The 16,507-nt window shown below is 70.7% G+C and carries 14 protein-coding genes and 1 pseudogene; 10 read left to right on the top strand and 5 right to left on the bottom strand.

The features are described 5' to 3' along the window. Positions 1-90: 90 nt before the first annotated feature. The 3 genes from ACZ68L_RS31355 to ACZ68L_RS31345 are packed head-to-tail and all read left to right on the top strand — an operon-like array spanning position 91 to position 3,564. A complete protein-coding gene (locus ACZ68L_RS31355; protein ID WP_469583503.1) occupies positions 91-456 on the top strand; it encodes an ArsR/SmtB family transcription factor in 366 nt (121 codons plus the stop codon). After that, positions 440-3,160 (top strand): magnesium-translocating P-type ATPase, encoded by a 2,721-nt coding sequence (gene mgtA, locus ACZ68L_RS31350; RefSeq protein ID WP_469583499.1) that lies wholly within the window; start codon positions 440-442, stop codon positions 3,158-3,160. Before ACZ68L_RS31355 ends, mgtA begins: the two co-directional genes overlap by 17 nt. Next, on the top strand, positions 3,157-3,564 hold the full coding sequence (locus tag ACZ68L_RS31345) for a GNAT family N-acetyltransferase (protein ID WP_469583496.1): 408 nt from the start codon (positions 3,157-3,159) through the stop codon (positions 3,562-3,564). The genes mgtA and ACZ68L_RS31345 overlap by 4 nt, the downstream gene beginning before the upstream one ends. Before the next feature lie 163 nt (positions 3,565-3,727). Here the strand turns inward: ACZ68L_RS31345 and ACZ68L_RS31340 are convergent, their stop codons facing one another. Beyond that, the gene (locus tag ACZ68L_RS31340; protein ID WP_469583493.1) at positions 3,728-5,215 is read right to left on the bottom strand and encodes an LCP family protein; all 1,488 of its coding nucleotides are present in this window, start codon (positions 5,213-5,215) and stop codon (positions 3,728-3,730) included. A 192-nt stretch (positions 5,216-5,407) separates the two neighbouring features. Here ACZ68L_RS31340 and tatA point away from each other — a divergent pair, with 192 nt between their 5' ends. The 3 genes from tatA (at position 5,408) to ACZ68L_RS31325 (ending at position 7,220) form a co-directional block, all read left to right on the top strand. Next, positions 5,408-5,593, top strand: a complete 186-nt coding sequence (gene tatA, locus ACZ68L_RS31335; RefSeq protein ID WP_469583489.1) for a Sec-independent protein translocase subunit TatA — start codon at positions 5,408-5,410, stop codon at positions 5,591-5,593. Positions 5,594-5,759: 166 nt separating this feature from the next. After that, positions 5,760-6,335 carry a TerD family protein gene (locus tag ACZ68L_RS31330; RefSeq protein WP_469583486.1) on the top strand — a complete coding sequence of 192 codons (576 nt, stop codon included), beginning with the start codon at positions 5,760-5,762 and terminating at the stop codon, positions 6,333-6,335. A 285-nt stretch (positions 6,336-6,620) separates the two neighbouring features. After that, a complete protein-coding gene (locus ACZ68L_RS31325; RefSeq protein ID WP_469583482.1) occupies positions 6,621-7,220 on the top strand; it encodes a class I SAM-dependent methyltransferase in 600 nt (199 codons plus the stop codon). 24 nt (positions 7,221-7,244) lie between these two features. On the opposite strand, the gene ACZ68L_RS31320 is transcribed toward ACZ68L_RS31325, so the two are convergent. Continuing rightward, positions 7,245-8,147, bottom strand: a complete 903-nt coding sequence (locus ACZ68L_RS31320) for an oxygenase MpaB family protein (RefSeq protein ID WP_469583479.1) — start codon at positions 8,145-8,147, stop codon at positions 7,245-7,247. A 138-nt stretch (positions 8,148-8,285) separates the two neighbouring features. Here ACZ68L_RS31320 and ACZ68L_RS31315 point away from each other — a divergent pair, with 138 nt between their 5' ends. Together ACZ68L_RS31315 and ACZ68L_RS31310 are read left to right on the top strand one after the other, a co-directional pair. Next, entirely contained in the window at positions 8,286-8,564 is a 279-nt protein-coding gene (locus ACZ68L_RS31315; RefSeq protein ID WP_469583635.1) for a hypothetical protein, read from the top strand. A 96-nt stretch (positions 8,565-8,660) separates the two neighbouring features. Beyond that, entirely contained in the window at positions 8,661-9,839 is a 1,179-nt protein-coding gene (locus ACZ68L_RS31310) for a hypothetical protein (protein WP_469583476.1), read from the top strand. Positions 9,840-9,939: 100 nt separating this feature from the next. Here the strand turns inward: ACZ68L_RS31310 and ACZ68L_RS31305 are convergent. The 3 genes and pseudogenes from ACZ68L_RS31305 to ACZ68L_RS31295 all read right to left on the bottom strand — a co-directional run bounded on the left by ACZ68L_RS31305 (position 9,940) and on the right by ACZ68L_RS31295 (position 11,850). Beyond that, positions 9,940-10,483 (bottom strand): annotated as a pseudogene (locus ACZ68L_RS31305) (MOSC domain-containing protein). Positions 10,484-10,502: 19 nt separating this feature from the next. Continuing rightward, positions 10,503-10,685, bottom strand: a complete 183-nt coding sequence (locus ACZ68L_RS31300) for a hypothetical protein (protein ID WP_351082883.1) — start codon at positions 10,683-10,685, stop codon at positions 10,503-10,505. An 85-nt stretch (positions 10,686-10,770) separates the two neighbouring features. Further along, positions 10,771-11,850: a fatty acid desaturase family protein gene (locus ACZ68L_RS31295; RefSeq protein ID WP_469583474.1), complete on the bottom strand. Its 1,080-nt coding sequence runs from the start codon at positions 11,848-11,850 to the stop codon at positions 10,771-10,773. A 327-nt stretch (positions 11,851-12,177) separates the two neighbouring features. On the opposite strand from ACZ68L_RS31295, the gene ACZ68L_RS31290 reads away from it, so the two are divergent. Continuing rightward, the gene (locus ACZ68L_RS31290) at positions 12,178-15,060 is read left to right on the top strand and encodes a DEAD/DEAH box helicase (RefSeq protein ID WP_469583471.1); all 2,883 of its coding nucleotides are present in this window, start codon (positions 12,178-12,180) and stop codon (positions 15,058-15,060) included. Further along, positions 15,057-16,478: an SWIM zinc finger family protein gene (locus ACZ68L_RS31285; protein ID WP_469583468.1), complete on the top strand. Its 1,422-nt coding sequence runs from the start codon at positions 15,057-15,059 to the stop codon at positions 16,476-16,478. The genes ACZ68L_RS31290 and ACZ68L_RS31285 overlap by 4 nt, the downstream gene beginning before the upstream one ends. The last annotated feature ends 29 nt before the right edge of the window (positions 16,479-16,507 follow it).

Raw genomic sequence — 16,507 nt, 5'->3', positions numbered from 1 at the left:
GGCCAACGGCCCGCGGACGGCAGACGTCCGGCGCCTACACTGGAGACTTCGGGCGCGAGCAGTCGGCCCACGCTGACAAGGAGAGCAAGAGTGTCGACAGCTGCCGACGGCGGTTTCACGGATCCGCCCGCGGAGGTACTGGTGGAGGCGGCAGCCGCCTTCGGCCTGCTGGCGACACCTGCGCGGCTGCACATCGTGTGGGCCCTCTCCCAGGGCGAGAGTGATGTGACCGGCCTCGCGGAGCGGGTGGGCGGCACCCTTCCGTCGGTGAGCCAGCATCTGACGAAGCTGAAACTGGCCGGTCTCGTACGGTCACGGCGCGAAGGCCGTCGGCAGGTCTATCTGGTCGACGATCCCGATGTGGTGACCGTCGTCCGTTTGATGGTCGGCCAGCTCGCCGCACGCGCCGGACACACGCCCGACCAGCCCGTACGCCTCCGTGAGCTCGGTGCCTGAGAGCAGTGCCGCCGCAGGTCCCGGCAGCACCGATCCCGATGACTCGCCCGCCGTCGTCGTGCCGATAGCGAGCGCGGCGGCCGGCCGGAACGCCGCCGCCGATGTCGCGCCGCCGGCACCGTCCGTCGCCGCGCCGACCTCCTTGCAGGTACTCCGTTCGCTGGACAGCGGTCCTCGAGGGCTGCAGGAGGCGCAGGCGGAGGAACGGCTGGCCCGGTTCGGCGAGAACACCCTGCCGGCCTGGCGTCCGGTCTCCTGGCCCCGCCGCTTCCTTGGCAGCCTGCGGGACCCGTTCACCTCGGTGCTCCTCTGCCTGGGTCTGGTCTCCGCGGCGGTGGCCTCGTGGGGCACGGCCTCGGTGACGCTGGTGCTCGTGGTCGTCAGCTGTGTGTTGCGCTCCGCGGAGGAACATCGGGCCGACCGTTCCACGGCCGCACTGCGGGAACTTGTGGCGACCACCGCGACCGTGCTGCGCCGCACCGGACCGGACGCCGTGCCGCAGGCGCGTGAGCTGCCGGTCGGGGAGCTGGTGCCGGGCGACGTGATCCGCCTCGGTCCCGGAGATCTCGTGCCCGCCGACGTGCGGCTGCTGCGCGCGAGCGGCCTGACCGTGCATCAGTCGGCCCTCACCGGCGAGTCGGCACCGGTCGCCAAGGAGCCCGTCGACGCTCCGGACCGGGACCGGCCGCCCGGCGCCGGGCCCGGTGGCGAGGCCGGCCTGTTCGCGCGGCCCGAGCTGTGTTTCCAGGGCAGCAGCGTGGCATCCGGCAGCGGCACGGCGGTGGTGACAGCCACGGGCGCGGACACCCGGTTCTCCGCCGCGTACGACAGTTCGGCACGCCGCCGCGGGACGAGCGCGTTCGACCGTTCGGTCCAGGGAATCTCCTGGACGCTGATCCGGTTCATGCTGCTCACCCCGCCCCTGGTGCTGATGGCCAACGCGGCCCTGCGCGGCCGCGGTCTGGAGACGTTGCCGTTCGCCGTCGCGGTGGCGGTGGGTCTGACTCCGGAGATGCTGCCGGTGATCGTCACGACGGCGCTGGCCAGGGGCGCTTCGTTGCTTGCCCGCAACCGCGGGGTGATCGTCAAACGACTTCCGGCCCTGCATGATCTCGGCGCGATCGATGTGCTGTGTCTGGACAAGACCGGAACGCTCACCCAGGACCGGCCCGTCGTCGAAAGGTCGCTGAACGGAGCGGACCGGTCCGATCCCGAGGTGCTGCACTGGGCCGCGGTCAACGCGCTGTGGACGCTGCAGCTCGCTGATCTGCCCGCCCCCGACGCACTCGACGAGGCGGTGCTGGACGCGACCGAGGAGCAGGAGGAGACGCTGTCCTCGTACGACGGCGTGGCCGCGCTGCCGTTCGATCCGGTGCGGCGGCTGGGCACCGCCGTCGTACGCAGTCCTGGGCGGCTCGGCATCCACACCCTCGTCACGAAGGGGGCGGTGGAGGCGGTACTCGACCGCTGTTCCCTCGACGACGCCGAACGGGACCGGCTGAGTGCCCTGGCCGCCCGCGAGTCCGCGAACGGTCTGCGGCTGCTCGCGGTGGCCCGGACCGAGCGGCCCGCCCGGCTCGGTGCGTACACGACGGCCGACGAGCGGGGGCTGACCTTCCTCGGCTTCGTCGCTCTGCGGGACGCGCTCACGCCGAGCGCGACGGAGGCCCTGGGCGTGCTGGAACACCGGGGCGTCTGCGTGAAGGTCCTCACCGGCGACGATCCGGGGACGGTCGCCCGCGCCTGCCGGGATCTGGGCCTCGATCCCGGCGAAGTCGTCTCCGCGGCGCGGATCGACGCGCTGTCGGACGAGGAGCTGGCGGATGCCGCCGACCGGGCCACGGTCTTCGCCCGCTGCACGCCGGAGCACAAGGCCCGAATCGTCTCCGCGCTCCGTGCCTGCGGGCACACCACCGGCTTTCTCGGCGACGGCGTCAACGATCTGCCCGCGATGCACGCGGCCGATGTCGGCATCTGCCCGCGCAACGCGGTCGACGTGGCGCGGGAGACCGCCGATGTGGTGCTTGCCGAGAAGGATCTCGCGGCCATCGATCACGCGATCACGGCGGGACGGCACTGCAGCGGGAACATCGCCACGTATCTGCGCATCACGCTCTCGTCGAACCTCGGCAATGTCATCGCGATGCTCGCCGCGGGACTCATGCTGCCGTTCCTGCCGATGCTTCCCACACAGGTCCTGGTGCAGAACCTGTGCTTCGACGTGGCGCAGCTCGCCTTCGCGTTCGACCGGCCGGCACCCGCGGTACTGCGGCGGCCGACGGTGCTGCGTCCGCGCGACTTCCTCCGCTTCATCACCGGTTTCGGTCTGCTGAACGCCACCGCCGACCTGGCGACGTTCGCCGTGCTGGCCTACGCCTTGCACGATTCGGCGACGGCGGCCGGGCAGGAGGCCTTCCACTCGGGGTGGTTCACCGAGAACCTGCTCACCCAGGCTCTGGTCATGCTGCTGCTCCGTACGGGCCGTCGCTCCGCCGAGGGGCGCAGCGGGAGGCCGCTCCGCGCCGCCGTGTCCGGACTTGCCGTGGTCGGCCTGGTGCTGCCGCTCAGCCCGCTCGGGCCGCTGCTGGGCATGAGTGCGCTGCCACCGCTCTATTACCTGTTGCTGGCAACGGTCCTGGCTCTGTACGCATTCGGGTTGTGGGCGGCGCGTGCTCGCTACGAACGGAAGTGGAAGTACTCATGACCCCGCCAGGCATCGACCAACCCGAATCCGGACCCGGCGCCGGTGGCGGGCAGGTGGTGCGTGCCCGCCGGGCCACGATCGACGATGTGCCCGCGCTGGTGCGGCTGCGTGGGCAGATGCTGGCCGACATGGGAATGGAGACCGGGGGCGCCGACGCCCCATGGCGGGCGGCCTCCGCGTGGTGGTTCACCGAGCAGATGCGACGTCCTGACAGGTTCGCGGCTTTCCTCGTCGACGACCCCGAGCTCGGCACCGTCTCCAGCGCGGTCGGAACCTGCGACGCGCATGCCCCCAGCCCGGCCAATCCGAGCAGGTTGCGCGGGCATGTGTCCAATGTCAGCACCGACCCCCGTCGGCGCCGCCGCGGGCACGCCCGTGTCTGCCTCGAAGCCCTGCTCACCTGATTCCGTGAGGAGATCCGGGTCATGGTCGTCGATCTGAACGCCACGGGGGACGGTGCCGCGCTGTACGAGTCGTACGGCTTCGCAGCTCCCCGGCACCCGGCCCTGCAGCTTCGGACGGGACGAGCACCACACTGAGCGCCGTGATCCCGCTCATGGGCAGCGGTCAGCCGTAGGAGAGGTCCGCGCAGGGGTCGTCGTCGGCCGACCTGACCCCGCCGGAGACGGAGGACGGCACTGCGGAGGCGGCCGGCGTCCCGGGCCCGACCACTGGATTCCGGGCGAAGGAACTGCCGAGGATCACCCGGATTCCGGCGGTTCCGGACGCCGTCGTCCGCGCGCCCGTGAAGAATCCTGCGGTGGTCTCCGCCGCGTCCCGCAGGCCCGGCCCGAATTCGATGACGGTCGAGGGGTGGTCCTGGATGCTCGCCGTGGCCGTGGTGGTGACCGTGAAGCCTCGGGAGCGCAGCGACTCGGTGGCTCGGGCCGCGAGTCCTGTGACCCTGGTGCCGTTGTAGACGGCGACGGTGATGCCCGTGCCGGAGACCGGAGCGATGGCCCTGGGCGATGCCGGGCGGCTCTCGGCCCCGCCCTCGGCCGGTCCCTTTGCGCCGGCGTCCTGGCCGTCGACCGTGCGGTCGGTCTTCAGCGCTGCCCAGAGCGCGTCGGCATCCGGTTCGACGATCGCGACGCGTGCGCCCTCGTAGCGCCAGGGGACGGTGACGAACTTGGTGTTGTGCAGGTCGATGTTCTTCATCGACCTGGCGAACGACAGAAGCCGGTCGGCCGACCCGAGTCCGGGGTCGACGGTCATCGCCTCGGTGGCCGCGTCGGCGAGCGGCAGCAGCGTGCCGGGGTTCAGCCCCTGGGACTTGATCTTCTTGATGAGGGAGGCCACGAAGGCCTGCTGCCGCTTGATCCGCCCTATGTCCGAGCCGTCACCGATGCCGTGCCGGAGCCGGACGTAGTCGAGTGCCCGCTGCCCGGAGACGGTCTGCAGTCCCTTCGCGAAGATCCGGGCGCCCCGGGTGGGCCGCTTCGGGCTGAGGTCGCGCTGGTAGATGTCGTGGGGAAGGCATACGGGTACGCCTCCGACGGCCGAGGTCAGTGCGGAGAATCCGGCGAAATCGACAACGACGGTGTGATCGACGCGCAGGCCGCTGAGATGTTCGACGGTGTTCTGGCTACAGGCCGGGTTTCCCTCGGCCGTCTCCCCCACCGAGAACGCGCCGTTGAACATCACCGCGTGCTTCGGCGCGGTCCACTCGCCCCCCGGTAATTTGCAGGGCGGGATGTCGACCAGGGAATCACGCGGGATGGACACGGCGACCGCGTGCCTGCGGTCACCGTACACATGCAGGAGGAACGCGGTGTCGGATCGTCCCACCGCACCCGTGCCCCCGCCCAGCCCGCTGTTCTCGCCCGCGCGCGAGTCCGACCCGATGACCAGGACGTTCTGCCCCTTCGACGAGTCCGGAGGCCGGTCGCCGGAGATTCCGTCCGCGCTGAAGGTGCCGATGCTGCCATTCACCTGGAGCCAGCCCCACCCGATGCCGGCGACGAGCAGCACGAGCAATGACACCCCCGACACGGCCGTGCGCCGCAGGCTGCTGCCTCGCTCCCCGCCGGCTCCCGCCTTGCGATTTCCCGTCATCGGCCACCCCGTCCGTCCGGCTTCCATGGAGGAAGACGCGTTCCACCCACCCATGGTTGTACAGTTGCGCAATGTGACAAGTATCGCTGCTCGACTGGACCACCGGACCTGCCCACAGCCAGCCTGAGGCACTGTCCGCGAACACCGAGCGGAAACAGCGGTCAAAACACCGAAAGGAAGGGCGGGACGTAGATGTTGCGCAACGGTCTCGAACCCTGGCACCTGCTGATCGTGGCGATTGTGGTGATCGTGCTGTTCGGCTCGAAGAAGCTGCCGGACACGGCCCGCGCCCTGGGCAAATCCATGCGGATCCTGAAGAGTGAGGCGAAGGCCATGAAGGAGACCGACGCGAGCCCCGGTACCGAGCCTCGCGCATGAGACACCGGTTCGCCGGAGTACGGCGGCCCTCGTCGCCTTCACTTCAGGGATTGCGCAAGCAAGGGAACCAGAAGTGCGGCGCCGTCGTTGGCCCGGGTGACGGCCGAAGAAGCGCCGATCATCGCAGCACTGAAGCGCTGGACCACTGGATCGATGGAGGAAGTTCATGGGTGTGAGCCTGGCCAAGGGCGGCAACGTCTCCTTGTCGAAGGAGGCGCCCGGCCTGACCGCAGTGACGGTGGGCCTGGGCTGGGACGTACGGACGACGACGGGCGCGGATCACGACCTGGATGCGAGTGCTCTGCTGTGCTCGGACACCGGCAAGGTGCTCTCCGACCTGCACTTCGTCTTCTACAACAACCTGACGAGCCCGGACGGTTCGGTCCAGCACACCGGGGACAATCTGACCGGTGAGGGCGAGGGCGACGACGAGTCCATCAACGTGGATCTGGCGGCTGTCCCGGCGAACGTCGCGAAGATAGTCTTCCCGGTCTCCATTCACGACGCGCAGAGTCGCGGGCAGAGCTTCGGCCAGGTCCGCAACGCGTTCATCCGCGTGGTGAACCGGGCGAACGGCATCGAGCTGGCCCGTTACGACCTCAGCGAGGACGCCTCGACCGAGACCGCCATGGTCTTCGGCGAGCTGTACCGGCACGGCGCGGAGTGGAAGTTCCGCGCGGTCGGCCAGGGCTACGCCTCGGGCCTGGCCGGCATCGCGTCCGACTACGGGGTCAATGTCTGACTCCGTGGACCTGTACGGGCAATGAGCACCGGGCTCTCCCCTTTCTCCGCTCACCGGGGCAGGGGGAGAGCCTGTGGGCTCCGCGAATGTGCCCTCGTGGCCGCGCCCACCGCGTCGCGCCGAAGGGGACTCGGGCCGTTGACCACCTCGCGGAGGGTGAGCCCGTCGGGCGATTGCACGGGCAGTCGACGGGTGGGGGTGGCGGAGCTGGTCGAGCTGGTCGACGGTCACTATCCGACGTCACGGCCCTTTTCGTCCCGTCGGCGACTGCGCGATCATGTCCATATGGCCAATGACCACACACACGTCCAGGACTTCTTCACGGCCCGCGCGGCGGATTGGGACACCCGGTTTCCCGACGACGGGCCTGCCTACACCGCCGGGGTCGACGCCCTCGGGCTCGGGGCCGGGGACGCCGTGCTCGATGCCGGCTGCGGTACGGGGCGGGCGCTGCCCGCGCTGCGCGCCGCCGTGGGACCGCAGGGCACGGTGCTGGGCGTGGACCTCACCAAGGCGATGCTGGACTCGGCGGTACGGGCGGGACGTGACCGGAGCGGAGCACTGATCCTCGCCGATGTCGCCCGATTGCCCCTGCGCCCGCGGTCGCTCGACGCGGTGTTCGCGGCCGGGCTCATCTCCCATCTGTCGCGCCCAGGACCGGATCTGGCGGAATTGGCACGAGTGGTTCGGCCGGGCGGGCAGCTGGCTCTCTTCCACCCCATCGGGCGGGCCGCCCTGGCAGCGCGCCACGGCCGCTCGATCACCGACGACGACCTACGTGCCGAGCACAACCTCCGCCCGCTGCTGGCACGTTCGGGCTGGCGGCTCGACGCGTACACCGATGAGGACGACCGCTTCCTCGCCCTGGCCGTACGGACGCTCTGACCTGCGAGCGCGGCTCCCTTCCGCTCACTCGGCCGTGGCGGCGGGGCCGCGCTTGTGCGGGACCGGACAGCCTCGCAGGCCCGGGGTGGGAAACGTACCGAGCCCGGAGATCTCGTAGCCGCCGGGATAGCCCTTGATCTCCGGGTTCTGCCGGGCGTAGTGCGGGGTTGCACGCGGCGGCAACAGTCGCACGGCCCGTGCCCTCAGTCGCAGAGCGCCTCGGGTGAGCCCACGTGCCGTGGAGCTCGGCCGTTCGTAGCGAAATGCCCGCAGCAGCGAGTCGTCGAGAAGCGCGAGGGCCGCCTTCCGCGCGACGGGAGCGAGGGGGCGCGGATACCAGGAACTCATCAGGTCCAGCGTGGCATCGGAGACGCCGCGTCCCCCTTCGTCCCAGCCGAAGTGCTCGGCCTCGTAGGAGTCGAGGGCGCACTCGAAGTCCTCGTACGTCCGAGGCAGGTCCTTGATGCCCATATGAGCGCCCAGAGTGCGGTAATAGGCGGCGCACGCCCGCAGTTCATGGTCGGACAGCCGACGCCAGCCGTAGTCGTCGAGCCATCTCTTCGGGGTGACGACGAAGGTACACAGCACGTAGCGCATGTCGTCGTCGCTGATGTCGTAACTGCGGTGCATCTGATTGATCCGGCGAATGGCCGTGCGTCCCGGGTCGCTGTCGAAACCGTGCTCCACGACCGCGTCGAGGAGAAGTGCGGTGTCGTCGTAGCGCTTCTGCGAACGTTCCGTCAGTTCGGCTGTCTCCGCGAGGAGTCGACCGATGCTGGGGACGGCATAGGTGCGGTACAGGGCCAGTTCGAGAGCGCGGGTGATGTCCCAGGGAAACTCGTAGGTCGCCGTGATCCGGTAGATCCGGAGGAAGTCCCGTTCCGGATCGAGACGCTGGATCTCCTTCAGCCGGTCGTACCGCTTCACCGAACCGCCCCCTCTTCTCGGTCGAAGGTCCAACTCTACGTCGGCGGGGAACACCGTAGGTGGCAGGCGCAAGTCATGCGCTCGGGGGTGCTCGGAAAGGCGGTCTCCGTGATCGACATAATCGGCAGCTTGCGGAAGATGGTCTCCCCGGACCGGAAGGACACACGGCAGGCGCGATCTCTCGATGAAGGGCGACGCAGGCAGCGCAATCTGTTCGAGGCTGCCGCCGCCTATGTCTCGGCGTCCGTGGACGAAGATCAGGCGCTGGCTGACGAGGCGAGTAGCTGGGTGTCGCCCGAGGCGCTCTCCTTCGGTGTCAGCGAGCTGGCCTGCCGCGCCGTGATCGCCCTGGCCCGTGAGCGCGACGAGTCGCCGCGGGCCGTGGCTCGTGCGCTGCTCGGACTGCCCGCCGACTGAAGAACTTCCTCCGTCGGACCGCGCGGCGCGTGTCATCACTTGTCAGGGCCTCGACGAGTGGGTTACCGACTCGTTAAGGTGCGCCGACGGACAACCATGACGGACGAGGAGGGTGCCGTGACCGGGACGAGCGACACAGTCGCCGACGACGACGCGCTGTATGTGCTGACCGCGGTACTGCTGACACCGGCGCAGTTCCCGAGCGTGCTCGGTGACGACTACCCGGCCGCGTGCGCGGCGCTCGCCCTCGAACCGTACGCCGAGGGATACGGGCTGGTCCTGGGGCAGGACGGCAGTGGTGCGCGGTGGACCGTCGTCGTCGAGGACGTGTCGCTGGTCGCCGTGGCGATCGCGTCGTGGGACTGCGGAATGGACTACGACCTCTCTCCCGACGACCGTTCGGTGGTCTGTGCGCTGCCCGGCTGGCCGCTCGCGGTGGGGGTCGCGGCGCCGGGAGTGGCCGCCCCGCACGATCCGTTGCCGGATCCGGCGGCCGAGGGTTCCGATCCCGCGCCACTGGCACCGCCCGACACGGATTCGTGGGGCCCGGCCCAGAGGCGCATGGGTGCGGACGAGATAGCGCATCAGTGGGCGGCCTGGCGCGAGCAGATCGACGACGAGACGGCCTTCACGACGCCGAAAGTCACGGACGGCTCCAAGGGCGCAGGCGGCGCGGCCGACGACGCCACGGGGGTGCGCGCCATCACTGGGAAGGCCGAGGCAGCCGACACCGGCACCGGGACCGGGAGTCGAACCGGAGCCGGCGGCGGGGTCGAGGACGACGGTGAGGGCAAGCAGGGGGGCGCGATCGAGGGCGGACTCGAAGCCGCGGTCGGGGTCGGGGCCGATGGTGGAGCCGAGCCCGAGGCCGGACTCCCGGGCGGATCAGATGCAAAGGCCCAGGACGCGGCCGAAACCGGAGCCGGGGCCACGGCCGAGGGCGAGGCCCGGACCAGCGACCCCGGCGCCACGGCCGAGAGCCCCGCTCCGGACGGCCCTTCCGGGGCACATCCCGGTGTGCGGCGGGCGCTCGCGGAGGCACATGCCTATGTGGACACCCAGCCGCCCCCGGGCCGTGTCCGGTCCTCCTTCGCCACGGGCGAGGCCCGCATGCTGCGCGCCGACGGCCCCGGCTGGTCCCTGGTCGCCAGAACCGATGACATCGCGTTCGTCCTGCTGGACGAGGAACCGGGCGAGGTGCTGCCGGTCGGGCGGGGCGCGGCGCTGCCGGGCCTGTTGAAGGCCCTGGACGAGATCGCGGTACGGCCGGCCTGAGCACGAGACCACCACGCTCGGCAGGAGGGCGACCGCTGTCGGCAAACAGCGGAGCGCCGAGTCGGCCGAGGCGACCGGCCTCGCCTCACCCGCGCTCCGACTACACGCGTTCGAGCGCCCGATGCGGGCCCACGGGCAGCTCGACCTCGATCGGGTCGCCCGGACGGACCAGTCCGCCGACCGTGACGATGCCCATGATCCCGGCCTTGCGCACGACCCGGCCCGTCGCATCACGGCCGACGACCTGCTGGAAGTAGACCGTCCTTGAAGTTGTCGATCTGCAGACAGGGGTTACGGAGTCCGGTGACCTCGACGACGGCCATGTCACCGGGGTGCAGCAGAGTGCCGACGGGGAGCGCGAGGAGATCGACACCGTTGGTGGTGACGTTCTCCCCGAGGTCACCGGGAGCCACCTCGAAACCGGCTGCCCGCAATTCGCCGAACAGCTCCTCGTGGATGAGATGGACCTGGCGCAGATTCGGCTGGGTGGGATCCTGCGCGACCCGGGACCGGTGCTTGACCGTGCCCCCCGCGTGCACGTCCCCCTCCACGCCGAGCCCGGCCAGCAGCGTGACGCTCCGCCTGTTCGGCTTGGTGAACGAATACGCCTCGTTCCTGCTCACCGCCGTCACTCTGCCACTCACCGCGGCGCCCCCGTCGTTGTCAGCGGCCTATTTCCTTGCGGGTGATCCTGCGGAGCCTGCGCCGCTGGCCGGGATCCAGCATCAGATAGGCGACTGCCGGAACCCCGACCAGGACCAGCAGCGACAGCCAGAATCCGATGAACGGGATCAGGATGACTGCTGCGACGACTCCCCCGATGGCAATCTTCGCGCTGTTCGACATCGTCCACGCCTCCTTCGCGACCCGAGGCCGCTCCTGCTGTGAGAACGCCTGTACGCGCCTATCGGTTCCAGCCGGACGGGAGTCCTCACCTCAGGGGTTCGCCGACCTCGTGCATGTGCTGAAGTGCCTGCCGGTAGGACTCGATCAGTCCGGTCTCCGCGTACGGCATGCCGAGTGCCTCGCAGTGGGCGCGCACCATGGGCTGCGCCAGGCGCAGATGAGGGCGGGGCATGCTCGGGAAGAGATGGTGCTCGATCTGGTAGTTGAGCCCGCCGAGGAACCAGTCGGTGAGAACGCCGCCGCGCACGTTGCGCGAGGTGAGGACCTGGCGCTGGAGGTGGCCCCAACGGTCGCCGTCGGGGTCGGGCATCTCCATGCCCTTGTGGTTCGGGGCGAACGCCATGCCCAGGTGGAGCCCGAACAGTGCGTGGTGCACCAGCGCGAAGACGACGGCCTTGCCCGGGGACATGACGGTGAGCAGCAGGGTCGCGTAGAGACCGAGGTGGGCGACCAGGAGCAGTGCCGAGAGGGCGCGCTCCCCGGCGGGCTGCCGCCGCAGGTACTGGAATCCGGAGATCTTGAGCGCGATGCCTTCGAGGAGCAGCATCGGGAAGAAGAGCCGGGCCTGGTTGCGGGTCAGCCAGCGGGCGAATCCTTCGCGCTGGGCCGCCTGCTTCTGGGTCCAGACAAGGGCGCCGACTCCGACGTCCGGGTCCTTGTCGATGTGGTTGGGATTGGCGTGGTGGCGTACGTGCTTGTCGTTCCACCAGGCCTCGTTCATGCCGAGCAGCAGGTTCGCGTGGAACAGCCCGATGACCCGGCTCGCCCTGCGGTCACCGGATATCTGGGCGTGTCCGGCGTCGTGTCCGACGAACGCGGTGCGGGACCAGAAGACCGCCAGTGGCAGCGCGAGCAGCAGGGTCCACCAGCTGTTGCCGAGGAGGAACATCCCGGTGAGTACGGCACCCAGGGCGACCAGATTGGTGGCTATGCCCGCCGTGTACCAGCCGGTCCGCCGTTCCAGGAGTCCTTGCCCCTTGACCGCCCGCAGGAGCGGCGCGAAGTCGCTCCCCTGGCTCGGGGCGGCTCCGGCACCGCCGGCACTGACAGCAGCTCCCGCACCGTCACGGGTGCCTTCCACAACGGTGGCTACGGCCTGGGGCATGGGGTCTCCGGTCTCTGGAAAGCTGCGCTGACCTGTAGAAACGTATGGTGACCAGAGGCAGGGCGGCCATGGCGCCACCACCCGGGGCGTACGGGGGCAAGCCCCCTCCCTCCAAGGGGGTGCTGGCTCCACCCCGGGGATTGACACGCCGCAGTGTCCGACAGCCCCGAGGTACGGCACGCCGCCGTGCCCGGCAGCCTCGCAGGGCGGCCGGGGCGCGTGAAAGTGAGCTGGATCACGACGATTGCGCTCACGGTCGTACGTATCGGTGAAGTACCCTCGGCGACTCGACCCCGACTAGTCAAATTTGAGGAATTCGACATCGCTGTGCACAGGCTCCCCGCGGCAACGCTCTCCGAGATCTCCGCACTCTCCGGCTGCTCCGTGGTCTTCCTGCCCTCGGACCCCTCCCGTGCCGGCCGCATCGCCTTCTGGCATCCGGACGGCAGCAGTCCGCCAGACGCTCCCGGCTCCGTGGAGGAGTTGACCGTCGTCGACGCCGACGCGCGGGTCCACGCCGTGCCGGCGCTGTTGCTCCCGGTCCGCGACGCGCTGCCCGTACTGACGCGTGCCCGGACTTCGGCCCATGCCTCCGGCGCCGCCGCGTTCTGGGGCGCCGCCACGCTCCTCGCTCTCCAACTCGCCGCCCGTGGCCTGCTGCTTCCCGGGTTGACCGTCACCGATCACGATGCCTGGCGGGCCGGGCCGCTGACCGCCGACGATCAGTCCCGGATCCGTACGCTCGCGGCCTCGATGCCTCCCCGGGCACACGCCGTACCGCTCGACCGGACCGCGCGGCCCGTTCTGCTGCCCGAACCCGAGCGGCTGCTGCGCGCGTTCCTCGACGCGGTTGCGGACGGGCTGCCCCGCACCCCCGCCGCGGCCTTCGCCACCGGCGCCCCGGCGTTCGCCGTCGACGCGCCACAGCACCTGCCCGACCAGCGGGCCTGGGCCGCCGACATCGCAGCCGGGCACGACGCCGGCGTCCGGCTCTCGCTGCGAGTGGAGGTGTCCGGGCTGACAGCGCCGGACGAGGACGCCCGGCCGTCCTTCCGTACTGTTCTGCAGATCCACAGCGTCAACGATCCGACGCTGGTCGCCGATGCCGCCGAGGTATGGACGGGGTCCGCGCCGGCCGCCGCGGGCTTCGGCCCCCGTGCCCGGATGGATGCCCTGCTGGCGCTGCGCCGGGCCGCCCGTGCCTGGCCACCGCTGTCTCCGCTGCTGTCGGCCGCGGTGCCCGACTCCGTCGAACCGGCCGACGAGGAGCTCGCCGACCTGCTCGGTCACGCCGGTCGGGCCCTCGCCGCGACCGGGGTCCAGGTGCACTGGCCCCGGGAACTGTCCCGCAAGCTCACCGCACGGGCGGTGATCGGTCCGGCCGAGGACGGGGAGGACCCGGAACACGAGGCGTTCACCCGCACCGGATCCGACACGCCGCCGCTCCTGTCGGCCGATGCGCTGCTGACGTTCAACTGGTGGTTCGCCGTCGGTGACCAGAAGCTCAGCCGCGCCGAGCTGGACCTCCTGGCCGAGGCCAACAGGCCGGTGGTGCGGCTGCGCGACCAGTGGGTGCTGATCGACCCGGAGGAGGCACGGCGCGCCCGCGAGACCGAGGACCGCAAGGTCGCTCCGATCGACGCGCTCGGTGCCGTACTGACCGGATCCACCGAGGTCGACGGCCACAGGGTCGATGTGCGGGCCACCGGCTGGCTGGAGCGGTTGCGCCGTCGGCTGGCCGATCCCGAGTCCGACGGACCGGGGAGCGAGGCACAGACGGTCGGTCAGCCCCCGGCGCTCACGGCGACACTGCGCGACTACCAGCTGCGCGGTCTGAACTGGCTGCACACCATGACCTCGCTCGGCCTCGGTGGCTGTCTCGCCGACGACATGGGGCTGGGCAAGACCATCACGCTGATCGCTCTGCATCTGCACCGCCAGACCATCGAATCCGCCGCCGGGCCGACGCTCGTGGTCTGCCCGACGTCACTCATGGGGAACTGGCAGCGGGAGATCGAGAAGTTCGCTCCCGGTACGCCGGTGCGCCGCTTCCACGGCGGTTCGCGCAGCCTCACAGGCCTGGCGGACGGCGAGTTCGTCCTCACCACGTACGGCACGATGCGGCTCGACTCGGCGAAACTCGCCGGCATCCGGTGGGGCATGGTGGTCGCCGACGAGGCGCAGCACGTCAAGAACCCGTACTCGGCAACGGCCAAGCAGTTGCACACGATCGGCGCGGGGGCACGGGTGGCGCTCACCGGCACCCCCGTGGAGAACAATCTGTCCGAGCTGTGGGCGATCCTGGACTGGACGACGCCCGGTCTGCTGGGCCGGCTCGGCATGTTCCGTACCCGATACGCGCGCACCGCCGAGGGCGGCGATCCGGCGGCGGCCGAGCGACTCGCCGCGCTGGTGCGGCCCTTCCTGCTGCGACGTCGCAAATCGGATCCGGGTATCGCCCCCGAGCTGCCGCCGAAGACCGAGACGGACCGCACGGTGTCGCTGACGGCGGAACAGACGGGCCTGTACGAAGCGGTGGTACGGGAGACGCTGACCGCCATCTCCGGCGCCGACGGCTTCGCGCGGCGGGGCCTCGTCGTGAAACTGCTGACGGCCCTGAAGCAGATCTGCAACCACCCGGCGCAGTACCTGAAGGAACAGGAGCCGCGGATCGAGAACCGTTCGGGAAAGCTGGAACTCCTGGACGAACTGCTCGACACCATCCTGGCGGAGGACGCGAGTGTGCTCGTGTTCACCCAGTACGTGCAGATGGCCCGGCTGCTCGAAAGGCACCTCGCGGCGCGCGGGATTCGCACACAGTTCCTGCACGGCGCTACACGGGTCGCCGAGCGGGAGGCGATGGTGAACCGTTTCCAGTCGGGCGAGGCCCCGGTCTTCCTGCTGTCGTTGAAGGCCGCCGGCACCGGACTCAATCTCACCCGGGCCGCCCATGTCGTGCACTTCGACCGCTGGTGGAACCCGGCGGTGGAGGCACAGGCCACCGACCGCGCGTACCGGATCGGGCAGACCCAGCCGGTGCAGGTGCACCGCCTCATCGCCGAGGGCACCATCGAGGACCGGATCGCCGACATGCTGGCCCGCAAACAGGGGCTGGCGGACGCGGTGCTCGGCTCCGGCGAGGCGGCGCTGACCGAACTGACGGATGCGGAACTGGCCGGTCTGGTGGAGCTGCGAGGGGGCACACGATGAGCGACGGATACGACGGCGGAGGCTACGAGCGCGTCACGTACGGCGATGACGGTCACCGGTACGACGACGTCGGACACGACGGTCGAGGGGCCGATTCCGCCGTCGGCGACGGGCGCGACGCCCCGGTGCAGGAGCGCACCTTCGCCGCGCTGCCGCCCGCGCGCGGCCGAGGCTTCGCGGAGTCCTGGTGGGGCCGGGCGTGGCTGAAGTCCCTGGAGGACACCGCGCTGGACGGCGAACAGCTCAAGAAGGGGCGAAGGTTCGCCCGCGAGGGCCGGGTCGGCGCGGTGACCGTACGGCCCGGCCGGATCACCGCTGTCGTCCGGGACCGGGACGCGTCCACGTACCGCGGTGACGTGCTCCTGCAGGAGCTGAGCGGGGCGGACTGGGAACGGTTCCTGGACATGGCCGCCTCCCGGGCCGGGCACATCGCTGCGCTCCTCGACCGGGAGATGCCGCCCCACCTGGTGGAGGACGCGGCGGCGGCCGGGGTGGATCTGCTGCCGGGGATCGGCGATCTGGACCCGGAGTGCACCTGCGAGGCGTGGGATCACTGCCCGCACACCGCCGCCCTGTGCTACCAGGTCGCGCGGCTGCTGGACCAGGATCCGTTCGTCCTGCTGCTCATGCGCGGGCGCGGTGAGCGGCGGATCCTGGACGAACTCCAGGTGCGCATCGCGGGCCGCGCCGAGGAGCGGGCGCCGTCGGGTCCGGCCACCTCCGACGGTTCCGGCGCGCCGGAACCCGGGGCGCGGGACCGGGGCGTACGGGCGGACGAGGCCTTCGACGCGCGGGACATTCTGCCCCCGCTGCCCGCGCCCCCGTCGCTGCCGGTGGAGCCGGGCCCCGCTCCGTCGCTGGACACGGAGACCGCACCGGAGCCCGGCGTCGAACCGGCGGTCCTGGAGCTGCTGGTCGCGGACAGCGCGGCGCGCGCCTGCCGGATGCTGACGGATGCGCTCTCCCCCGGCCATGAACATCAGCCGCTGCCGATGGAATTGACGCCGGGGCAGGACGCCGTACGGCTGATCGCGGACGCCGGGCCGGAGCCGTGGATCGCCACCCGGCTGGCCGCCGGATCGGGGCGTTCGCGTCCCGGGCTCGATGCGGCGGTGCGTGCGTGGCGGTACGGCGGGGCGGCCGCGCTCACCGTGCTCGACGAGGAGTGGACCCCGGATCCAAAGACCCTGGCCAGGGCCCGTACCCGGCTCGCCGAGGCGTGGCAGGAGGGCGAACAGCCGCGGTTCTGTTCGGCCGGCAACCGGTGGACGGCCGTGGAGGAGGGTGTGCAGCTCCGGTTCGGGCGGGACGGACGCTGGTGGCCTTACCGTGCGGAGAGCGGGCGCTGGGTCCCGGCAGGCCCGGCGGACGTCGATCCGGCGGCGGCGCTGGGAGGTTGGGGCGTGACGGACGACTGAGGTCGTTGTCCGCGAGGCCCGCTCGGCGC

It is taken from the genome of Streptomyces sp. NPDC104309, assembly GCF_055584025.1.
Note: the sequence above shows the minus strand (reverse complement) of the source record. Positions and strands in the feature narration are given on the sequence as shown.